Genomic DNA, 20742 nt, shown 5'->3' with positions numbered 1-20742 from the left:
ATTGAAATCAGATGGTACAGCAGATTGTAATTAATTAAGTAAACAAAAGGTAGGAGGAGTTAATTTGACGAATGAAGATCTAATTGAAATATCAGATGAAGAAGTAAATGCAGTTACTCTAAAAGAAAAGGTTTCATGGGCTTTTGACGGAATGATTGAGCGAGGTGTATGGTACGCGAGGAACATGAAGCAAGAGCTCTTAGAAACATTAGATAAGGTTGAGCAACAGCAGCAGGAAATTGAACGGTTAAAGTCATGTGGGAGTGATCTAAATAACGACCTCTTTCATGAAAAAATGGAAAACAACAAATTAATACATCAAGTTGAACAGTTAAAAAAATCTAAACAGACCTTCATAATCATTTATAAAAATGAAATTTCATTGGTTACTACTGATCCTCATGAAGTTGCAGAACACTGGAATAACAACTACCGGGATAAATTACAAGTGTGGCAAGATGGCAAGTTAGTAGAAGAGCGCATTTAAGAAACAAAAGATAGATAAAGTCAATTAAATAGGGAGGGTTTGAAATGAACAATAAAGATCTTGAGTCATGGCTTCGAGAATATGAACGACTTTATTTAAAAAAGTTTAAATTTATTGAAACTCCAATAGTACAACAAAACAATGCTGATCATGATATTTCGGAATTAGAAAAAGAAGCAACTTTATTAAAAAAGGAAGATTATGAATCGATGATTGAGTTAGCACTAGCCACTAATGATAAAGAATGGTTTATTGAATTGACTGAAAGGATGCAAAACGTAGCTGCATAAAAATAAAAAAAGGATGCTCGGCTGTTTTATCCAAGCATCCTCTCAGCTTCACGTTGCTTCTTCTTTTCAACAAGTTTTACGTATTTTAAACCATACTGGATCAATTCGTTTACACCTTTACTTCTGTTTCCTTTACGGTGTTCGTACCAGTAATTATCAACTTCTGCAAGAATATCAGGATCAAATGCAATAGTAGTAGTTGGTTTGTAATTTTCTCCACGTACATGACCAGCCATTTTGTGTTCGCTCCTTTTTTAAATTAGTTAGTGTAATACAGTAATAAGTTATTTCTTATCAAGGTAAAGTAGTTCATGAACTTCACAGTCAAATAATAGACAAAGTTTTTCGATAGTTTCAAATGAGATGGTCCCGGAAGTTTCGTTGTACATTTTTGAGATTGTAGTTCTGCTTAATCCTGTTTTCTCATGAACATCCTTAATGTTCATCTTGTGTTGAGCCATTAATACTCTCAAGTTATTTTTCACCTTCACAACAATCACCTTTTTATGAATAGTTTCGTGTTTATATATAACACATTTATATTCATGATATCTAATATTATGATAAAATGCAAATGTTTTTCTTTTTATAACCACATAAGTGTTTACAGTGATTATATAAAAGGTTATAATTAAATCATTGGAGGTGATAGAATTTGGCTAAATTGGAAATAAAACTTCTTGACCTCATGGCAAAAAATAAAATTCGTGTCGTTAAGGAAGTCGCTACAAAAGCTGATGTTCATGTAAATGTACTGTACAGTCTTTTGAATGGTCATAAAAAATCATTGAGTTTAGACACGATCGCAAAGCTTTGTATTGCTTTAAATTGTGATGTTGGTGAGTTGATTGTTATGAAGAGGGAGGAAAATAAATGAACCAATTAGTCTTTATCGAGAAAGGACAAGCTGTTACTGACAGTTTGACTGTGGCTGAGGTGTTTGGGAAGAATCACGATAATGTATTGAGAGATATTCGAAATCAAGTGGAAAAACTGATCGAAGCTGGAGAAGAGAAATTCTCACTCATCAACTTTGAAGAGTCAGTTTACAGGAATGTAAGAGGAAGAGAATACAAAAAAGTAAATATGACAGAAGATGCTTTCACTTTAGTTGTAATGGGTTATGTAACTCCAGAAGCTATGAAATTTAAAGTTAAATTTATTCAAGAGTTTAAGAGAATAAAAGAGCAGTTGCAGAGACAATTTGCAGTACCTACCACCTTTGCTGAAGCTTTAAGACTTGCTGCTGATCTCCAAGAAGAAAATGAGCGCAATAAGCCGAAAGTGGAAGCTCATGACAAATTTATTAGTGGAGAGAATTATCAGAAGGTTGGACAGGTTGCGAAGGTTTTGGGGATTGGTCGGAACAAGCTGTTTGCTTTCTTAAGAGAAAACAAGATTTTCATGGGTGATAACACACCTTATCAGCAGTTCATTGACCGTGGATACTTTGTAGTAAAAGAGAAGCCGATAGAAATGGGCTCCCAGGTAATAAATAAGCCACAAACATATGTAACAGCAAAAGGTGTAGATTACATTCATAAATTATTGGACAAAAAAATAGCCTAGTTGCACCACCAACTAGACTAATAATTACGTTCTTTATAAAGTATATTCCCTGTAGTCAATTATATACCATCTTTTGACTATTGGCTACAGGGAACGTTTATTCGGATTGGATAGGAGTGTTTACATGTCAGAGGTTAAATGGATCAGGTTAAGCACTCAAATGTTTGAGGATGAGAAGATACGATTAATTGAGAGCATGCCTGAAGCTGATACGATCTTAATCATTTGGGTTAAATTACTTGCTCAAGCAGGTAAGACAAATGCGACTGGTTTTATCTATCTCAATGAGAAGATTCCATATACAGATGAGATGCTTGCGACAATCTTTAATCGTCCAATTGCGACAGTGAGATTAGCATTAAAGACGTTTGAGACATTCGGAATGATTGAGATTTCAGACGATCATTTTATAAATATTTCTAATTGGGAAAAGCACCAAAACGTTGATGGGCTTGAGAAAATTAGAGAACAGAACCGACTTAGAAAACAAAGAGAAAGAGAGAAGAAAAGATTAACTATCTCAAGTGAGACAGGTCACGTGACAGTCACGCAAAGTCACGCAACAGAAATAGATAAAGAATTAGATATAGATAAAGAAAAGAATAATAATCCTTACTCAAATGAATTTGAGCAATTCTGGTCTATTTATCCAAGGAGAGTGGATAAGAAGAAGGCTGCTAAATCATTCAAGAAAGCGATTAAAAGTCATTCATTAGAAGTCATTTTGTCTGGTACTGAGAAATACGCGAAACAAGTTGAATGTACGGACAAGCAATACATTAAACACCCAACAACATTTTTAAATAACGACTCCTTTATAGATGGGTATGAGGAAGGAGTGAATCAACCTGGACAGAATACAGGAGGTTTTAAGCAAGCTTCGAGAACGGTCGGAAGGCAGTACAGTGTCGAAATGCCAGAGTTCGATTACCAACAACGATAGATGTCCTAAATGTAATGGTATGGGAATGGTGCTTTACATGAAAGATGGAAACGAATATGGCAAGGATTGTGAATGTCAGGAGCTTATTAAACAGCGAGCTCGTTATAAAAATGCCATGATTCCAGATGAGTATGAGGATTATAATTTTAAAAACTTTGAGATAAGAGAATCGGTACATGATCTCATGCTAAAGAAGATCACGGAGTATCTCAAAACATTTCCGCAAAAGAAGCCTGCTGAGGAAATTGTAAGAAAGAACGATGAAAAGTTAAGAATCAAAGGGCCATCTTTCGGTTTTATCGCTACTTATGGAGAACAAAGGATAAAAAACATTGATGATCCTCAATTAAGGTCAGAAATGAAACGTCAGCACAATAATTATGGAGTAGGTAAAAGTCACTTAACAATAAGTGCAGCCAAGTATCTTATAAAAAATGGTTATAGAGTACAGGTAATAAGCGATCCTGTTTTCATCCAAGACTTAATGACAGCAAAATTTAATAAGGATAACGGTGAAACTTACAATAGTATTCTATCCAATATCACTCAGTATGCTGATTTTGTTGTATGGGATGATTTAGGGAAGTTGAAATGGACGGAACCAAGAGAAGATTTATATTATCAGATATTCAATGAATTATATAAACTTGGTAAACCAATTATCTTCAGCAGTAATGAAGATGTAGAAACCTTATCGGATAAAATTGGGCCAGCTGCAGCAAGTAGATTAAAGGGCATGTGTTCTGGCTACTTGTATCCGGTTGAAGGTAAAGATCAAAGGTGAGGTGCGGATATGTGCACAGCTTGTAGTGGTTCTGGAAAGCTTACGGAAGAAGTTATGCAAGGAGTATGGGCATTAAACCCATGCTCCTGTGTCAAACCAATAGAGCGTGACTGGAAAGCCTACTTTGAAGGGTGGGAGCAGAAAATTGAAGAGTGCAGAGCAGAGAGAGAACTTAGCTATAGCACGGCTTGAGGATGCTTACTTACGAATCAGGAGAGATAACATCAATATCTCTCTTGAAGACATCGAGGACTCCGAATGGATGTGGAGCAATAAAGAGATTGCGAAATTAGATCGGCTATGGGAACTAGATGTACCAATGAAAAGAATGGCTGTTGTGCTGGGGCGAACGGAAATAGCAGTGTTTTTTCAAGTTTTGGATCGTCTTTATAAAGGAGCTATAAAACCAAGGGAAGATTGGAGGATTTGGTGATGAATATGAACTTTGAAGAGGACTTAATCAATAAACCTTCCCACTATCATAAGAATGAAATTGATGTAAATGGATATTTAGAAAAACACTTTCCAAAAGAAGGTGGCTACACAGTTGCAGAGGGGTTTTATATTGGGAATGTAATCAAATATGTCAGTAGATATAAAAACAAGAATGGATTACAAGATCTTGAAAAGGCTGCAGCTAACCTCAAGTTACTAATTGAACTGGAGAAGGCAAATGAATGCAGTTGAAATAGTGCCGATTGTTGATCTAGAGCAAATAGTCAAAGAAAATGAAAAACTTGTTCATTATGTGGCTAGACGGTTTCTAAAATATGCTAACAATCTTCGGATTGAATATGACGATCTTGTAAGCGAGGGCATGATTGGGCTTATAAAAGCAGTAAGGAATTTTGATCCTTCGTATGGAGTTAAATTTTCAACTTATGCTGTTCCAATGATAAAAGGAAATATCCAAAGATTATTAAGGGATATAAACCCTGGACCGAAGTTTTCTCGAACTGTAAAAGAAATTGCAATGAAGATTACTGGAGATGAATCTTTTGAAGAAATTGCTGTCCAATTTGAAGTGACCTTTGATATAGCTAAAGAAGTATTAGCGTTGAAGAAGAATAGATATACAACATCATTAGATCAGCCAATGGGTAACGATGGAGAAAAAGATTTAACTGTTGCTGATACAATACCGATTGAACAAGATACATCAGAGTTGTATGTTAAAGAATTTCTTCAAGTGTTAGATGATGAAAAATTAAAAACCATTGTTCAAGGGATATTATCCAGTAAAACTCAAGTGGAAATTGCAAATGAAATCGGATGCAGTCAAGTTCATATTTCAAGGCTTCTTAAGAAAATCCGAGAAAAATATTTAGCTTATGAGAGAGGGGAATTGACTGTGACAAAAAGTGTGAAAATAATGAAATCAACTTATGAGGATTTAAAGGATAAGGGATATTCTGATAGGTTGATTGCAGAAAAATTAGGAGTTTCAACAGCAACACTATACAATCATAAATTAAATTGGAATACAGCACCGAAACAGCTTGATAAAGCCGAGAAAAAAGCTTCTCGGACTAAACCTTCCAAAGAAGATCAAAACGCTGAATACCGCCAACTAATCGATGAATTAAGCACAGCACTGAATGACGAAAAGAAAAGTGGAAAAGAGAAAGATGTGCTTATTGAAAAATTAGAAGCAAAAGTAAGTGAGCTGGAAAGTATCCATGCTGCATGTGATGATATAGAATCTGAACTTACTAGTTTAAAAGAGGAAAGAGACAATTATCGAGATCAGTTGCTTAATACCAGGCATGAGTTAACTCAGTTAGATTACTCATATGAAAACATTAAGAAAGAAAATGAAAAGATGATAAAATCTATGGCACTTTATGAAACAGAGAATATGGCAATGAGGGAGCTGTTACGGTTATGGATTTAGGATTTCATCCAGTACCTAAACCTATCTCTAAGCCCAAGGACAAACCAAAGCATAAAGAAAAACGTCCTAAAAAGAAAAAGAATCCTCAGTTATATCGCGGTAGGATAATTCCAACCAAGAAGGAACGAACTAAAATAACTGAAAAAGACTATAATCGAATGATTGATGAATTTGGAGAGTATTGCCAGATGTGTGGCCACACTCCAATAGAAGCACATCACATCGTTTTTAGGAGTCAATTTGGGTCAGGTTCATGGAGAAACTTAGCTCCATTATGCAATAAGTGTCATAGGCATGCACATATAGACAAAGGGTTCGCTGATTTAATCAGAGATATGAGAGCTGAACGGTTTGGCCCTCATTTCTGGAAAGATATTTACTCATTATTTAAAGAAGGTCTTGTAAAAAACACTACTCCTGAGACATACGAAAAATTCTTTAAGATGGAGGAGGAACGTATTGCTAAAATGCAAGATGAAAGATTGTGAAAATAAAGTTAAAGCAAAAGGATATTGCAATAAGCATTATCTAAGAGTAACTAAGCATGGCAGCCCTTTTGTAGTGAAAAATCGTCAGAACATAAAGATTGAAGTTAAAGAAGAAAACGGATGTTTAATATGTATATCTCATAAGAAGGATAGGAATGGATATCCGAACTTAACGAAGAATGGTAAGCATTACCTGGTCCATAGGTTTATTTTTGAACAAATGTTTGGAGAAATACAAAAGGGGCTGGTTGTCAGGCATAAATGTGATAATCCTGCTTGTATTAATCCCGAACACCTTGAACTTGGAACTTTCTTAGATAATATGAACGATAGGATCATAAGAGGGAGAACTGCAAAAGGTGAAAGAAGTGGTCTTAGTAAATTGAAAGAAAACGAAGTGATTGAAATTAAAAAGATGATAGCAGATGGAAAAAGAATATGTGATATATCGAAAAAATTTAATACAACTGCATCTAATGTTTGTGACATTAAGTACAGTAGAAGTTGGAAACACATTAATATATCTTAGATGTGGAGGAAGAGGACAAATGCAAGATAAGTGGACAAAGGAACAATGGTTAGAATGGCAGAAGAAGGTCATTCGTGAGGAATATATTTTAACTTCAAATACAAAAAGACAATAAAATCCCATAATAATTATATGTCAATCCCTATGGGAACAGAAAGAGAACGGAGGAACGTTTTATGTTCTGGATGATATTTTTGTTTTACATCACACCTGGGATAATTACGTATTTAGGTATGCGAAATGACTTCAAAAATTTATTTCCATTCCTTAAGCCTGAGGTGCAAGATGTCCTAATTGTTCTTTCACCGATCATAAATATTGGTTTTTCGTTAATTTACATTATTGAATTTATCAGTGATGGATTCAATAAATTATTGAATCATACAGAAAAAACAAGAGACATAACTTCAAAATTTTTTAGATTATAAAGGTGGTTAAGAAATCATGATGAACAGAGTAGTACTTGTTGGAAGATTAACAGCAGACCCGATTTTACGATATACCCCAAATGGAGTACCAACATGCTCCTTTACACTTGCGGTCAATCGTACCTTTACCAATCAGCAAGGGGAACGGGAAGCAGATTTTATCAACTGTGTGATTTGGAGAAAGCCAGCAGAGAATGTGGCCAACTTTCTAAAGAAAGGCTCAATGGCAGGAGTGGACGGAAGGATTCAAACACGTAGCTATGAAGGGCAGGACGGAAAGCGTGTTTATGTAACGGAGGTACAGGCTGAAAGCGTTCAATTTCTGGAATCGAAGAAAGATAATCAGCAGTCGAATAACAATCAATCTAGTAATCAGCAAAACAAGCAGCAGGATCCATTCAGTAATAGTGGCTATCCAGATATTAATGATGATGATCTGCCGTTCTGAAACTATGGATTATAAAACATTAACATTGGGTCAGTTGTTAGAGCTGGCCCGATATACAAAACGACATAGATATGCTGCTTTGTTAGAACTGGATAGGAGGATACCAAGGGATGAACCTAAAAAAGTTGTTTGAAACACAAAAAATATTACGTGACCGGATTAATTACAATGAGCCGGATCGATTCAATAAACTGATATTAGCTTTACTTGTGGAGATTGGAGAATGTGCCAATGAGTGGCGAGGATTTAAGTTTTGGAGTAAGAATCAGCAGCCTAGAAAAATTCACACCACGGTAGGAGCGCAAATAGAAAATGCTGAATTTGTATGTTGTGGTGATTGCGGAGATCGTGTTTATAAAAATGACAGTGATTTCAAAAAAATAAACGATAATGAAGAATGTTCATCATGTGGATCACCTTCAATTGACTTGTATAGATCGTCTTATCCTTTATTAGAAGAATATGTGGACGGATTACATTTTGTACTGGAATTAGGGATTGAGAAAGGATTAAATGATTTCAAATATGCTGTATTCATTTGTGATTGCGTAAATAAACAGTTTATCTACTTGCATAGAGCAGCAACAGACCTGTTTGCTCAGGATAGATTAGACTACACGTTGCATCATTACAGAAATTTAATTCAATTGTACCTTGGATTAGGAGAAATGCTCGGATTCACATGGGAACAAATAGAACAGGCATATTTCGAAAAGAATGCTGTTAATCATCAACGTCAGGAGGAAGGTTACTGATGAAACTTGATGCTTGGGAAAGAGATAATATGATCAGTGTCCTTGAATGGCGAACAAACTTCAGCAGGGAGTATTTGCAGAAGCTTACTGACGAACAACTCGATAAATTGTACAAGGAAAGAGTCGGATGAGTAAATATAATTCTTTGAAAGTCGAAGTAGATGGACTTAAATTTGATTCTAAATTAGAAGCAAAGTATTATGAACAACTAAAATGGCTAGAAGCCAATAAACAAATACTTTTCTTCCGAATCCAGCCTTGCTATATGTTGCAAGAAGCCTTTGAAAAGAATGGGAAAAAGTACAGACGAATTGATTATAAAGCAGACTTTGAGATTCATAAATTGGATGGAACTATCGAAGTGGTGGATGTCAAAGGAGTAGAAACGGAAGCTTTTAAGATAAAGAAAAAGCTATTTGAAAAGAAATATCCTCACAAACTGTCCTTGATTACCTATTCGAAGATTGACGGTGGATGGATTGAGTTAGATCAACTCAAAAAGAACAGGAAAGCCAGGAGGAAGGTGAGTGTGTGACAGCTCCTGAACAACTAAAAGAGGACATGAAGAAGGAGTTATCAGACGGGGCAGCAAAAGCAATTAAACAACATAATGAATTGTTGAAATCTATAAATGCATATGAAGAAATCCTTGATTCACTTACACCATTCCAAATAGCAAAACTAGAACACTTTTATAATCGAGCTGAACGAGAAGCTTGGAAGATTGCTGGTTTTTATAAATCGCAATACCAATTTTATTTCGGAAAGGCATCAACAGAACGAGGTCAAATATATGTGTATGAGCGTGAAACAAACAAGATGGCCATAAATGATTCTAATTACAAAAGTAAAATTGCAGAAGGTGTCAATTTAGAGAGGTCTGGTATCTATGAAGGATATTATGTCACTTGGAAAGGGATAGCTCTTTCATATCAAGGTATGCAGAACACATTAAAAGACATGATGAAAGCTATTGTAGTTGAAGGGGGCAAATAAATGACAACAGCAATCAAACTAAAAAAAGCTACTTTCAAGCACATAGAATCAGAGTTATATAGTTACCATGATACTTTAAGAGAAATACAGTTTTTAAGAAATAACATTATGTTCACAAAAGAAAATGATGATGAAAATACAGGAGGGGGAAGGAGTTCTCTTCCTTCTTCTCCTACTGAGCAGATCGGCACAAGGTTAGCGACACACAAACGATTAAATAAACTAGAAGAGATTGCTCAAGCTGTTGAAAAAGTATTCACAGGATTACCAGATGATTATCAAAAATTAGTTAAATTGAAGTATTGGACCAGGCCGCAGATGAAGACATGGGAAGGTATAGCAGAAGAAATTCCAGTCAGCAGACGTACAGCTTTTAACATGCGGGATGAAATAGTGAATGCCATTGCTGAAGTGTTAGGGTGGAGATGATTAACTGACCGAAACTGCGACAGGAAGGTGAGGATATGTATACAGTAGCAAGTACAATGGAACAAGCGTTGGAAGTTGCTAGAAAGTTTTTGGATATTGGCTTTGACGTAACAATTTCTAAAATAAAAAATAGGGTCTATGAGATAAATGCAGTTGAGAAGTAACGATTAGTGCTAAGAAAGTATGCACTATCTTTGCACTTTTGGCTTCATTTTCCATGTTACTATGATATTAGTAATAGTTATCGGCTGCGGAAACAGTCGAATAATGCTTAATTGATAGTTAACTTCAAAACCTTTTTCGATCTAATTGATTCAATAGTGTACATGCCTTCAACATGTATACGAACGCTGTGTGGAGCGCGGCGATAGCTGAATCTGCATAAACTTTATAATCCCTTTGTGAGAGACGGTGCTTTTTAGAGATGAGAGCATCGTCCTTTTTTAGTCATAATTTAGACACAAGGGATATCTCTCTTTTTGCCGAAATTATCAGCTAAAAGGAGAGGGTGTCATGAACGTAAAAAATTTGGTCGAAAAGCTTAGTACCTTACCTACTACGGATATCCCTGTGACGATAGAAGTAAACATATCCATTGGGGATGAAAAAATTATTAAACGGTTAGAGGTAACAGATCTGGCATTCGATTTAATAAAAAATGAAGTAGTATTAAAATAAGCATCCGAATTGGGTGCTTTTTTATATGGTCATAGTGGGAAAATCAAGCGATAAAAATAACGTCAAGGGGTGGGTGGCGGTCGCTATTATGTGAACTGAAATGTGTCATTTTAGATAAAAGAGAAAAATTTTACAATTAACCTCTTGTACAATGGTACTGTATTTGGTACTATGTAATCAGGAGGTGAAACATGGCAAAGATAGAAAAAATCATCGAAAAGATGAAAAACCAACCAAAAGGAGTATCATTTAAGGAAGTCAAAAAAGTCCTTGAACATTACGGATACATAGTAGTGAGAATTCGCGGTTCTCACCATCAATTCCGAAACGAACAAGGACTTGTGACGACTGTCAAGCGTGAACATCCAGTACACCCCGAAGCTGTAAAGGATACGCTTGGAAGGATTGGGGAGTAATCCCCCTTCCTTTTTCTCCTTCTATCTTATGCCAAAACACATGAAAAATCAAAAAGATTTAAATTATTATTTATCATTGCCGTATACATTCCAAGTTAAACGTATTATAGATGATGGTGAAGAAAGCTATTGGGCTAATGTAAAAGAATTAGATGGGTGCCATACATCAGCAGATAGTTATGAGGAAGCTTTAAACGAGCTTCAATTAGTATTAACTATGTACATTGATACAAAGCTAGAACATGGCGATCCTATTCCTGAACCAGTTGATGAAGAATATAGTGGAAAATTTAATGTACGTGTGCCTAAAAGCTTACACAAGCAACTTTCAATTATGGCAGCCGAGGAAGGCATATCTTTAAATCAGTATGTCTTATATAAGTTATCTAAATAGAGTCAGAGGTAATTTTTGTATATATTGTTTAGATGAATTAAAGGAATAATACTGTATTTGTCGAATATTCTTATAATATAAATTTTTATAGGAGGAATCGACAATGAGTGACAAAAGTTATCATTATAAAAAAGAATTGAAAGAAAGGGTTTTAAATTCATTACAAAGTTTTGATCCTCGCTATCAAATGCCGGAAAGAGAGATTCAGGACTGTCCTAACTGTGCTGAGAAAGAAAATTTTTACTACACTCCGAGTTATAAATATGGTAGATGTGTTGACTGCAGTTATGAAATTGGGTTTGAATACTATAGTACAGTGATGGATTCTCGTATAAAAACCTACTTAGATTTAGAAAAAAGGATAAAGGAGTCTTTAGAAACCTTTTAATATTTTCCAAAAGAGGAGTTGGGTGAATTGCGAGTTGGAGTAACTTTTCAGCTTTTTAAAAGAGTAGGGGACAACTTGGTTCCTGAGAAATTTGAAAGTTATAAAGAGATTAATGTGGATACAAGTTATAAAGGTGATTTACACCAGTTGATTAAAGTCGAACTAGCAGAGGTGTTAGGGGTACCAATGCAACAATTTAAAGTAAAAACTTATGAAAAAATATAGTAATTAAGAGTCACTCAAATTGAGTGGCTTTTTTATTTAATTATTAGTAAATGAGAGGTGTTAACCATGGAATACATTACAGCAATAGTATTAATCCTTATTACATTCATTATTTTTGTGAAGATGAGCATGGATCAAACACAAAAGCTAGTTGATAAGGTACTAGCTAAAGACTACACAGAGTATAAGAGAGAGCAACGAGCCGACAACATGCAACGAGCACAAATTGATATGGATAAAGAGTTTCCTCCAGTTATGGAAGCTCCACGTGATAATAACTATTTGTAGGTTATAACGAGCCTGCAAAGGGAGGGCAGGTGTTTATGTAATGGCAAAACCATTGAAGTTTAAAAGTCCAGAGGAATTATCTGAAAGAATAAGTGAATACTTCTTTCATTGTGATAGGAATATGAAAGTAATGTTCAATAAAGATGGTGAGCCTATAGAGGTTCCAGACCCAAAACCGTACACCATTTCAGGGTTGGCTTATTTCTTAGGTACTAACAGGCAAACGTTGCTAAATTATGAGGAAAGAGATGAGTATTTTGACACGATACGCGCAGCAAAGGCTAAGATTGAAGCATTTGTTGAGGAAAGCCTATGGAAGCCTAAGATTGCTCAAGGCGTAGTGTTCAATTTAAAGAATAATTTTGGATGGAAAGAACAGCAGGATATTAATATGAGTGGAGAATTAGAGATTAACGTGTCTCTTGATGATGACTGATGGCACAGGCGAATGTGAAAATCAGCAAGAAGGTATTTAATCAGATTTACCTTGATAGAGACCTCTTGAATAACAAAGATCGTTACCTTGTATTAATGGGTGGCGGTGGTAGTGGGAAATCTGTATTTGCTGCACAAAAGATTCTAATCCGCATGATGAAAGAAAGCCATCCGAATCATAAACATAGGTTCTTGGTATTGCGGAAGGTAAAGGATACACTCCGTGGTTCTGTATTTGAACAGTTTAAAAGTTTAATTAGTAAATGGAATCTAAGTACATTATTCCATGTGCCGAAGGGAAGAACTAGTGAACTGTACATCAAGTGTAAAAATGGCAATGAAATCATATTTGCTGGTCTTGATGATGTTGAAAAGCTTAAATCTATTGTAGGTGTTACAGGGATATGGCTTGAGGAAGCATCAGAAATGGATGTAGAGGATTATCGACAATTAGATATTCGTCTTCGAGATAAAACCATTTGGTATAAACAGATGATTATTTCATTTAACCCTATATCAGTTACACACTGGCTTAAATCCGAATTCTTTGATAAGAAAAAAGCTAATTGCACAACATTAAGAACCACATACAAAGATAATAAGTTTCTTGAACAAGAACAAATTGATGTATTGGAAGGGTTCAAAGAAACCGACCCATATTATTATATGGTCTATGCACTTGGAGAATGGGGAGTAATTGGGAAAACCATCTTTGATGCACAGAAGGTTACTGAAAGAATTGCATATTTACGTAATCGAAAGCCTGTTAAGCAAGGCTTTTTTATTTTTGATTATGAGAATGAAAAGATTGTAGATAAGACAATCAAATGGATTGATGATGAAGAAGGTTACATCAAGATATACCAGGAGCCAAACAAATCAACACCTTATGTATTTGGTGGAGATACCGCAGGAGATGGAAGTGACAATTTCGCTGGGCATGTCCTTAATAATCTAACAGGCTCACAAGATGCAGTCATACACCATCAGACAGATGAAGATCTATTCGCTAGGCAAGTGTACTGCCTTGGGAAGTATTACAATGAAGCATTATTAAGTATTGAAGTTAACTTCTCTACTTATCCAGTGAAAGAGTTACAACGCTTAGGTTACTGGAGACAATACAAGCGTGAAACTATTGATGAAATCAGTAAGAAGAAACAACATAAATTTGGTTTCCGTACTGATCGTATGTCTCGACCTGTAATCATTGCTGAATTGGTCAAAATAGTGCGTGAGAGCGTTGATTTAATTAATGACATAGAAACACTTAATGAAATGCTAACATTCGTTAGAAACGAAAATGGAAAGCCAGAAGCGCAAGAAGGAAAGCATGATGATTTAATTATCTCATTGGCTATTGCCCATAAAGCGAGGGAGCAACAGCTATTAGAACCGATCAAAGAAGAAAAGCCTGTTAAGAATCCAAACGAATACGACCACTACAGCCATTGGGAAGATGAAACAGGGCTAGAGTATCACGAGGATGGAGAGGGGTATTTGTAAATGAGCCCATATGAGATACAACAAATGTTTGCAAGAGATGGCATTAATATTAGTATTGAACAAATTGAAAAAGAGCTAGAAGACATGGCTAAAAATGGCTTGGTTGAATTAACTTATGAAGAATAAAGGGGTGAATACCCATTGAAATTAGAAAAGGACGATAAACAAAAGGAATCATCCGAAAAGCAGAAGCAGAATGAACAAAAACTTGTTCAACTCATTCAAAATAGATTCATTGAATCTCGCACCATTAAAGCCGCAGAAGAAAAATCGTGGCAAAGGCAAGAGGATTACTATCGAGGGAAACAATGGAAGAGTAAACCAGCATATGAAGGTCAGGTTCAGCCCGTGACTAACATATGTTTTTCTATTGTTGAGAGTATTATTCCACAGTTAACGGATAACCGACCTCAGATTGTTTGTTTGCCGACTGAACCAGGTGATGAGGAAAAGGCTGATATTCTTTCTAAGATTATAGAGTACGTTTGGGACGTTCGGGATATGGATTATAAGCTAATCCTTAATGAACGTACCCGAATAAAGCATGGAATGGGTATATACAAGGTGTTCTGGAATCCTGAACTATTAAAAGGTTTAGGGGATATAGACATCATTAATGTGCCATTAGATCAGTTCTTTATCTCTCCTAGGGCTAAGAGTGTGCAAGACAGCGATTATGTTATCTATGCTTCTCAAAAGAGTGTAGAGTATATCAAAAAGCGTTATGGCAAAGATGTACAGGCAGATAAGAAGTATGAGGAAATCGCCGTATTTGACGATACAGACGATTCACCACGAAGAGATAACAAAGTCCTGTTGATTGAGTATTGGACTAAGGAAAACGGTAAGATACGACTTGTAACGATTGCTGGAGACACTCTTCTAAGGGATGAAAAGGAATTCTATAAACATGGTCGTTATCCTTTTGTGGCTATTCCGGCATTCCCTGTAGAAAAGAAGTTTTGGGCAATGGGTGTTCTTGCTCAAATCATGTCACCGCAGATGATAGTTAACCTATTGGATCAGCAGATATTGGACAATGCTCGATTAGGTGGTAATGGAACGATTTTTACAGGTGCTAACAGTGGCTTAAATAAAAGACAATACACAAATATGCCTTATAAAATTGTTGAAGTAAATGATATTAGCCAGATTAAACAAGAATCGGGCCAACCAATCCCAAACTTTATTCCTAATCATTTAGCGACCAAAAAACGCGATGCTGAATCAGTTTCAGGGATTCATGATGTAACACAAGGAAAGGCTCCTAGTGGGGTTACAGCTGCAAGTGCTATTCTTGCCCTTCAAGAGAGTGCTAACCAACGTGTAAGACTATTAGGTCGAACGTTAGAAGCAGGATTAAAAGAGATTGGTGAGCTTATTATTGAGCTAGTAAGAGAATTTTATCAAGAGCCACGGTATATTCGTATTCTTGGAGATAATTATCAAGCACAGTTCATTAAATTTAAGGCTGATGAGTTGAAAACAAAAAGAGAATATGATGAATTCAATGGGGAAAAAGGACAATTGGAGAAACAAGTCATTGAAATTGATCCTGACTTTGATGTGCGAGTCGAAGTTGGTTCTTCAATGCAATATTCAAAAGCATTCTTGTATGAACAAGCAAAAGAACTGTACCAGATGAAGGTTATTGATGAACAAGCATTGTTAGAAACAGTTAAGTTCCCAAAAGCCGAGGAAGTGTTGCAACGTAAGCAAGAAATGATGATGCAACAGCAAGCAATGCAACAACAACCTCAGGGGCCACCTGACTTTAATACATTCATGCAAGGAGCACCACCAGAAGTACAACAGGCAGCACAGGAAATGATGCAGCAGGGAATGAATGAAGATCAAATAATGCAAACATTACTAGCACCTCAATAGGTGTTTTTATTTGGGAGGAAAAGAAAATGAATTTTGGTCAAGCTATAGAATTAGCTAAACAAGGAAAACGCATTGCTCGTAAAGGTTGGAATGGTGCGAATATGTTTGTTTATTATGTAGAAGCTGGTGTGTTTCCTGCAAAGATGGACGCAATTAAAGGTTTTTTTGAAAATGATATGGTTCCATATCGTCCGTATCTAGCTTTGAAAACAGCTCAAAATGATGTTGCTACATGGTCACCAAGTACATCTGATGCTTTAGCAGAAGATTGGGAGGTAGTTATTGATTCACCAACAAGAATTTACGGTAGATATGAGAATGGTAATTGGAAATACACCAAATAACAGGCTAGGGATGAGACTTCCTTAGCCTTTTTATATTATTTTGTCGGCTACCATACCGAGGGAGGAAAAGAAATATGACAATCGCCAACCATAGCGAATTTTTATTGAAGTTAGATTTACAGTACCACAGTGACGAACCACCAGCAGTAGAAGAAGTGCCAATGGATGAACAAATTGATCCTGGTATTGAATCAGAATCTTCACAGGTTCAAGATGAACAACCTCCTGCCACCACACAGGAAGAGGATTACATCCCTGTTAAATACAACAAAGAGGAAATGAGAATTAGTCGTGATGAAGCTCCTACTTACATTCAGAAGGGGTTAAATTATGACAAAGTGAATCAAAAGGCATCTGAATATGAGCAACATCTTCAAAGAGTTGCACAAATTACAGGTTATCAGTCAATTGATGAACTTATTCAGGCAGCACAACAGGCTGAGGAACAGCAAAGAGTACAGCAAGAAGCACAACGTTTGGGAATGGATGAAGAAGCATATCGTGAGTACATTGCTCCTGTAAATGAAGAGTTATCAACTGTTAAGAAGCAGCTGGAAGATATGCGAGTAGAATCCTTCAAAAGACAAGTTGATGCTGAATTGAGTGAATTAAGGAAAGATGAAAACTTCCCTAAATACGAGCAAGAAATGTTTGAACTAGCAACTAAATACAAAATGACACTTACAGAAGCTTATGAGTTTGCTAGCTTGCGTGGGTTAAAGGAACAAATACCTTCGCTTCAACAACAGGCAGAACAGAAAGTGGTGGATCAAATTAAAGCGAGACAAGGGAAACACGTTGAAACACATGATGAAAATGCAACTGTTGCATTAAATTTAACTCCGGAAGAAATAGCCTATGCTCAACACATGGGAATGTCTCCGGAAGAATACGCAAAATGGAAATAAGAAAGGATGATTTGAATGTCTTTAGGACGTTATGATAATGCACAATGGGGTAAATTACTTGAACCAGGATTACGAAAGATTTTCTTCGATAACTACCCTGAGAAATCCGAACAATTTAATAAAGTATTTAATGTAAATAGCTCCAAAAAAGCTAAGGAATATGATCTATTACTTGGTGGTTTCGCACCGTGGGATAATAAGACTGAGAAAGGTTCAGTTACTTATCAAGATCCTACTGGCGGTCATGAAATCACTTATACTCACAATTCTTTTGCAAGTGGGTTCAAAGTAACAAGAGAAATGCATGATGATGAGCAGTATAACGTAATTAACAAGATGCCAAAAGCATTGGCTCATTCAGGAAGAACAAAGGTAGAAGTTGATGCAGCCACAGTTCTTAATGCTGGTTTTGATGGTGTAACTCGTCCGATCTATGATGGTAAGGCTTTATTTGCAAATGATCACGTTTTAAAGGGTGGGGGTACAGCATCTAACCTTGTAACTGGTGAATTAAATGATGCTAACTTGAAGTTGGCTATCAAGTGCATGCATGATGCTCCAGATGAAACTGGTAATAAAATTCAGTACCAGCCGAAGTATTTAATCGTACCACGTGCAAAAGAGTTTGTTGCTCGTGAAATTGTCGGTTCAAATCAAAAAACAGGTACAGACTTCAATGATATTAACACACTAAAAGGAGCTCTTGAAGTAGTAGTCTATGATTACCTTACGAATGATGATGCATGGTTTGTTATGGACCCTGCTGTTGCTCAACTTAACTTCTTCTGGAGGGTTAAGCCGGAGTTTAAACATGAAGAGGACTTCGATACATTAGAAGCAAAGTATCGCGGTTATATGCGTTACTCTTACGGTGTATCTGATTTCCGTGGTATCGTTGGCTCTACAGGTGGAGCAGTAACACCTTAATAAAAGTTAGGGAGGGCATAAGCCTTCCCTTTTTCTAATTTAAAGGAGGAATTAATATGAGTGAAATTAAACTACCAAACAGTGAAGATGGCAAACTATTAGCTGCATTTATCAAAAATGAAATAAAAGAAGCTAAAGAAGAAATTATCAAGGAATTAAAGCCAAAGACCACCACTAAAAAGTAGGTGATTGCATGAATCTATCAAGTTTAATCAAAGAAGTAAACAAGGATATAGATGATTCGTTATCCAATGCTGAAATAATTCAATGGATTAATAGGGGATTGGATGATCTTACTCCAGTAGCAAAGTATAAACAAACTGCTGTCATTCCTTTGGTTGTCGGTCAAGATAAATATGATTTACCTTCTGACTTCCATAAGATTGAATTAATTATGGATGATAACGAATTGCTTGAAATACCTCTAAAAGACCGTTCTAGCCGCGGTTATAAAATGTGGGGAAATGCCTTAACTATTCAACCAAAGCCCGAAAATGACGGGGAATTAACATTATATTATTATGCGAAATTACCGCACCTTGTAAACCCTGATGACGAACCAGTAATTCCTTCAAATTATCATGATCTATTAGTTTTGTATGCTGTTGCTCGTGCAAAGTATCAAGATGAGGAACCAGAAATGCAAATGAATGCATGGAGTGAGTACCAGGCAAAGAAAAGAGACTTTGCAATTGAGCAAAATCAAGATGGAGAAGTCGGGCAAGTAAGGCTGGTGACTTAATGGCTAGGAAATTACTTTATCCACTCCGAACCTTTGAGTTAGGTATCAATGACAAAACAGCAGCCAATCTTATTCCTGATCAGGCGGTAGTTGATGCCGAAAACGTAGTATTTGGAAAAGGGCCAATATCTAAGCGTAACGGCTATGTAAAATACTCTAATCATTTATCACACCCTATAACAAAGCACTATCAGCACAACAGATTTAACGGTGATAGGGCTTATTTAGCGATTAGTGATAAAAAGGTTTATTCGGAATCAAACGGCAATCTGAGCGCAATTACAGGCTCATTATCAAGTTCCGAAGTACAAATGATTAGCTACAAAGACCGTAACATTGGTGATGTTGTTTTGTTTGCTGATGGAGGTAAGTTAAAACAATATCAAGCTGGGGTTGTATCTGAAGTAATTCCTCACGTTCCTATAAAAGAAGAAGGAACAGATGGTACAGGAGTAAATGAAGAACAAGATCCTGGATTAAATGATTTGGCTAATCTCACTAATTTTAGAGCATTAGCTATCAAACAAGACCGAATTTATGCTGCTGCACACCCAACGGTAAAGAATCGGCTGTCGTTCTGTCACCATGATCCTAAATTGGGTTATGCTGTATATGATTATTGGCCAGCCATATTCTTTATTGATGTAGCAACCGATAATAACGATGTAATCAACCAGCTAGAAGCTTTCCGTGATGGTTTAGTTATTCTTTGTGAAAACTCTGTCTGGTTTCTTCGCGGTGATGGCCGAACAATTGAAGCATTTGACCTTCAAAAAATAAATGTGCCTACAGGTTGCATTGCTCCAAACTCTGTTAAGATGGTAGGCAATGACCTTTTCTACCTTGCGGAAGATGGGGTATATGCTATGTACTCTACAGATCAAAATTATGTAAGTGCAAGGCAAGTGTCTACTCTCACTAGTCAGGGAAGGGTGCTATCAAGCGTTGAAAACACTCTAAAAGGGATTTCTCTTGCTGACAAAAGAAAAGCAGTAGGACACTATTTTGATAACAAATATTATCTCTCTTTCCCAAGTGGATTAACACTTGTTTACGATACAATTCTTCAATGTTGGACTAAATTCACAAATATTAAAGCTAACTCCTTCCTAACAAAAGAAGGGGTTTTATTTTTTGCTTCTGACTCTGGATATATCTACCGTTTTGATGAAAATGTATATTCAGATGATGGGGCACCGATTAAATTCATGCTTCACACTAAAAACTTCGACTTCAATTACGAAGTCCAGGATAAGAAGTTTAAAAAGTTTTGGACAATAGCGAAACAATACGATGCTGAAACATCTATATTTAACCTTGCGGCTAAAGTGGATTATATCGACGTAGAAATTGAAGAAGTTTCAACTGATGAATCACAGGGTTGGGGTGAAGGAATATGGGGAGAAGCATTTTGGGGTTATCGTGATGTTGTTCAAAATGAATTAAGGATACAAAAACGCGGAAAAAACATTCAATTAATCATTACAAATAACGAAGTAGACCAACCTTTAACGATATATGGGATGGTCTTTCAGTATAAATTGAAAAAGCCATAAGGAGTGAT

The 20742-nt window shown here is 36.1% G+C and carries 36 protein-coding genes and 1 pseudogene; 35 read left to right on the top strand and 2 right to left on the bottom strand.

The genetic code is table 11. The annotated features are described in order from the left end of the window. Positions 1–64: 64 nt before the first annotated feature. Positions 65–487, top strand: a complete 423-nt coding sequence (locus RUH74_RS03355; RefSeq protein ID WP_313798833.1) for a hypothetical protein — start codon at positions 65–67, stop codon at positions 485–487. A 44-nt stretch (positions 488–531) separates the two neighbouring features. Then, the gene (locus RUH74_RS03350) at positions 532–777 is read left to right on the top strand and encodes a hypothetical protein (protein ID WP_313798832.1); all 246 of its coding nucleotides are present in this window, start codon (positions 532–534) and stop codon (positions 775–777) included. A gap of 26 nt (positions 778–803) precedes the next feature. On the opposite strand, the gene RUH74_RS03345 is transcribed toward RUH74_RS03350, so the two are convergent. Both RUH74_RS03345 and RUH74_RS03340 read right to left on the bottom strand, forming a co-directional pair. Further along, the gene (locus RUH74_RS03345; protein WP_313798831.1) at positions 804–1013 is read right to left on the bottom strand and encodes a hypothetical protein; all 210 of its coding nucleotides are present in this window, start codon (positions 1011–1013) and stop codon (positions 804–806) included. Positions 1014–1061: 48 nt separating this feature from the next. Then, entirely contained in the window at positions 1062–1262 is a 201-nt protein-coding gene (locus tag RUH74_RS03340; RefSeq protein ID WP_313798841.1) for a helix-turn-helix domain-containing protein, read from the bottom strand. 170 nt (positions 1263–1432) lie between these two features. Here RUH74_RS03340 and RUH74_RS03335 point away from each other — a divergent pair, with 170 nt between their 5' ends. The 33 genes and pseudogenes from RUH74_RS03335 to RUH74_RS03175 all read left to right on the top strand — a co-directional run bounded on the left by RUH74_RS03335 (position 1433) and on the right by RUH74_RS03175 (position 20734). Continuing rightward, positions 1433–1654, top strand: coding sequence for a helix-turn-helix domain-containing protein (locus tag RUH74_RS03335; RefSeq protein WP_313798830.1), 222 nt, complete (start codon positions 1433–1435; stop codon positions 1652–1654). Beyond that, positions 1651–2346 carry a Rha family transcriptional regulator gene (locus RUH74_RS03330; RefSeq protein WP_313798829.1) on the top strand — a complete coding sequence of 232 codons (696 nt, stop codon included), beginning with the start codon at positions 1651–1653 and terminating at the stop codon, positions 2344–2346. Before RUH74_RS03335 ends, RUH74_RS03330 begins: the two co-directional genes overlap by 4 nt. A gap of 124 nt (positions 2347–2470) precedes the next feature. Then, entirely contained in the window at positions 2471–3289 is an 819-nt protein-coding gene (locus RUH74_RS03325) for a phage replisome organizer N-terminal domain-containing protein (protein WP_313798828.1), read from the top strand. 37 nt (positions 3290–3326) lie between these two features. Further along, on the top strand, positions 3327–4073 hold the full coding sequence (locus tag RUH74_RS03320; RefSeq protein ID WP_313798827.1) for a DnaA ATPase domain-containing protein: 747 nt from the start codon (positions 3327–3329) through the stop codon (positions 4071–4073). A gap of 145 nt (positions 4074–4218) precedes the next feature. Further along, a complete protein-coding gene (locus RUH74_RS03315; protein WP_313798826.1) occupies positions 4219–4506 on the top strand; it encodes a hypothetical protein in 288 nt (95 codons plus the stop codon). Then, the gene (locus RUH74_RS03310) at positions 4506–4760 is read left to right on the top strand and encodes a DUF3310 domain-containing protein (RefSeq protein ID WP_313798825.1); all 255 of its coding nucleotides are present in this window, start codon (positions 4506–4508) and stop codon (positions 4758–4760) included. Before RUH74_RS03315 ends, RUH74_RS03310 begins: the two co-directional genes overlap by 1 nt. Next, positions 4747–5967 (top strand): sigma-70 family RNA polymerase sigma factor, encoded by a 1221-nt coding sequence (locus RUH74_RS03305; protein WP_313798824.1) that lies wholly within the window; start codon positions 4747–4749, stop codon positions 5965–5967. Before RUH74_RS03310 ends, RUH74_RS03305 begins: the two co-directional genes overlap by 14 nt. Next, positions 5958–6455, top strand: coding sequence for an HNH endonuclease (locus tag RUH74_RS03300; RefSeq protein ID WP_313798823.1), 498 nt, complete (start codon positions 5958–5960; stop codon positions 6453–6455). The genes RUH74_RS03305 and RUH74_RS03300 overlap by 10 nt, the downstream gene beginning before the upstream one ends. After that, a complete protein-coding gene (locus tag RUH74_RS03295) occupies positions 6427–6984 on the top strand; it encodes an HNH endonuclease signature motif containing protein (RefSeq protein WP_313798822.1) in 558 nt (185 codons plus the stop codon). Before RUH74_RS03300 ends, RUH74_RS03295 begins: the two co-directional genes overlap by 29 nt. A gap of 176 nt (positions 6985–7160) precedes the next feature. Then, the gene (locus RUH74_RS03290) at positions 7161–7412 is read left to right on the top strand and encodes a hypothetical protein (protein ID WP_313798821.1); all 252 of its coding nucleotides are present in this window, start codon (positions 7161–7163) and stop codon (positions 7410–7412) included. 16 nt (positions 7413–7428) lie between these two features. Beyond that, positions 7429–7860, top strand: a complete 432-nt coding sequence (gene ssb / locus RUH74_RS03285; RefSeq protein ID WP_313798820.1) for a single-stranded DNA-binding protein — start codon at positions 7429–7431, stop codon at positions 7858–7860. Positions 7861–7970: 110 nt separating this feature from the next. Beyond that, positions 7971–8615 (top strand): dUTP diphosphatase, encoded by a 645-nt coding sequence (locus RUH74_RS03280; RefSeq protein ID WP_313798819.1) that lies wholly within the window; start codon positions 7971–7973, stop codon positions 8613–8615. After that, entirely contained in the window at positions 8615–8746 is a 132-nt protein-coding gene (locus tag RUH74_RS03275; protein ID WP_157684542.1) for a BH0509 family protein, read from the top strand. Before RUH74_RS03280 ends, RUH74_RS03275 begins: the two co-directional genes overlap by 1 nt. After that, positions 8743–9150: a DUF1064 domain-containing protein gene (locus tag RUH74_RS03270; protein WP_313798818.1), complete on the top strand. Its 408-nt coding sequence runs from the start codon at positions 8743–8745 to the stop codon at positions 9148–9150. The genes RUH74_RS03275 and RUH74_RS03270 overlap by 4 nt, the downstream gene beginning before the upstream one ends. Then, a complete protein-coding gene (locus tag RUH74_RS03265) occupies positions 9147–9611 on the top strand; it encodes a hypothetical protein (RefSeq protein ID WP_313798817.1) in 465 nt (154 codons plus the stop codon). The genes RUH74_RS03270 and RUH74_RS03265 overlap by 4 nt, the downstream gene beginning before the upstream one ends. Next, positions 9612–10040, top strand: a complete 429-nt coding sequence (locus tag RUH74_RS03260) for a transcriptional regulator (RefSeq protein ID WP_313798816.1) — start codon at positions 9612–9614, stop codon at positions 10038–10040. A 35-nt stretch (positions 10041–10075) separates the two neighbouring features. Beyond that, positions 10076–10204: a hypothetical protein gene (locus tag RUH74_RS03255; RefSeq protein ID WP_313798815.1), complete on the top strand. Its 129-nt coding sequence runs from the start codon at positions 10076–10078 to the stop codon at positions 10202–10204. A 349-nt stretch (positions 10205–10553) separates the two neighbouring features. Continuing rightward, positions 10554–10718: a hypothetical protein gene (locus RUH74_RS03250; RefSeq protein WP_313798814.1), complete on the top strand. Its 165-nt coding sequence runs from the start codon at positions 10554–10556 to the stop codon at positions 10716–10718. Positions 10719–10909: 191 nt separating this feature from the next. Continuing rightward, positions 10910–11134 carry a type II toxin-antitoxin system HicA family toxin gene (locus tag RUH74_RS03245; protein ID WP_313798813.1) on the top strand — a complete coding sequence of 75 codons (225 nt, stop codon included), beginning with the start codon at positions 10910–10912 and terminating at the stop codon, positions 11132–11134. Next, complete coding sequence (locus tag RUH74_RS03240) at positions 11124–11528, top strand: type II toxin-antitoxin system HicB family antitoxin (RefSeq protein ID WP_313798812.1); 405 nt, start codon at positions 11124–11126, stop codon at positions 11526–11528. Before RUH74_RS03245 ends, RUH74_RS03240 begins: the two co-directional genes overlap by 11 nt. A gap of 103 nt (positions 11529–11631) precedes the next feature. Further along, a complete protein-coding gene (locus tag RUH74_RS03235; protein WP_313798811.1) occupies positions 11632–11916 on the top strand; it encodes a hypothetical protein in 285 nt (94 codons plus the stop codon). 27 nt (positions 11917–11943) lie between these two features. Beyond that, positions 11944–12141 carry a hypothetical protein gene (locus tag RUH74_RS03230; RefSeq protein ID WP_313798810.1) on the top strand — a complete coding sequence of 66 codons (198 nt, stop codon included), beginning with the start codon at positions 11944–11946 and terminating at the stop codon, positions 12139–12141. Positions 12142–12207: 66 nt separating this feature from the next. After that, positions 12208–12429, top strand: a complete 222-nt coding sequence (locus tag RUH74_RS03225; protein ID WP_313798809.1) for a hypothetical protein — start codon at positions 12208–12210, stop codon at positions 12427–12429. Positions 12430–12469: 40 nt separating this feature from the next. Next, positions 12470–12865: a terminase small subunit gene (locus RUH74_RS03220; protein WP_313798808.1), complete on the top strand. Its 396-nt coding sequence runs from the start codon at positions 12470–12472 to the stop codon at positions 12863–12865. Further along, complete coding sequence (locus RUH74_RS03215; RefSeq protein ID WP_313798807.1) at positions 12865–14370, top strand: PBSX family phage terminase large subunit; 1506 nt, start codon at positions 12865–12867, stop codon at positions 14368–14370. The genes RUH74_RS03220 and RUH74_RS03215 overlap by 1 nt, the downstream gene beginning before the upstream one ends. Next, a complete protein-coding gene (locus tag RUH74_RS03210) occupies positions 14371–14496 on the top strand; it encodes a hypothetical protein (RefSeq protein ID WP_313798806.1) in 126 nt (41 codons plus the stop codon). Between the two features lie 15 nt (positions 14497–14511). Further along, the gene (locus tag RUH74_RS03205) at positions 14512–16257 is read left to right on the top strand and encodes a portal protein (RefSeq protein WP_313798805.1); all 1746 of its coding nucleotides are present in this window, start codon (positions 14512–14514) and stop codon (positions 16255–16257) included. 26 nt (positions 16258–16283) lie between these two features. Beyond that, a pseudogene (locus tag RUH74_RS03200) lies at positions 16284–16538 on the top strand (DUF2829 domain-containing protein); the annotation flags it as partial. Between the two features lie 137 nt (positions 16539–16675). Further along, positions 16676–17509 carry a hypothetical protein gene (locus RUH74_RS03195; protein WP_313798804.1) on the top strand — a complete coding sequence of 278 codons (834 nt, stop codon included), beginning with the start codon at positions 16676–16678 and terminating at the stop codon, positions 17507–17509. Positions 17510–17524: 15 nt separating this feature from the next. Further along, positions 17525–18436 carry a Mu-like prophage major head subunit gpT family protein gene (locus tag RUH74_RS03190; RefSeq protein ID WP_313798803.1) on the top strand — a complete coding sequence of 304 codons (912 nt, stop codon included), beginning with the start codon at positions 17525–17527 and terminating at the stop codon, positions 18434–18436. A gap of 56 nt (positions 18437–18492) precedes the next feature. Next, entirely contained in the window at positions 18493–18621 is a 129-nt protein-coding gene (locus RUH74_RS03185) for a hypothetical protein (protein ID WP_313798802.1), read from the top strand. 8 nt (positions 18622–18629) lie between these two features. Beyond that, positions 18630–19178: a phage adaptor protein gene (locus RUH74_RS03180; protein WP_313798801.1), complete on the top strand. Its 549-nt coding sequence runs from the start codon at positions 18630–18632 to the stop codon at positions 19176–19178. Beyond that, positions 19178–20734, top strand: a complete 1557-nt coding sequence (locus RUH74_RS03175) for a hypothetical protein (protein ID WP_313798800.1) — start codon at positions 19178–19180, stop codon at positions 20732–20734. Before RUH74_RS03180 ends, RUH74_RS03175 begins: the two co-directional genes overlap by 1 nt. Positions 20735–20742 lie beyond the last annotated feature (8 nt).

Origin of the sequence: Cytobacillus sp., assembly GCF_032154635.1 — a bacterium.
Taxonomy (GTDB): domain Bacteria; phylum Bacillota; class Bacilli; order Bacillales; family Cytobacillaceae; genus Cytobacillus.
This window is presented reverse-complemented; position numbering and strand designations above follow the sequence as displayed.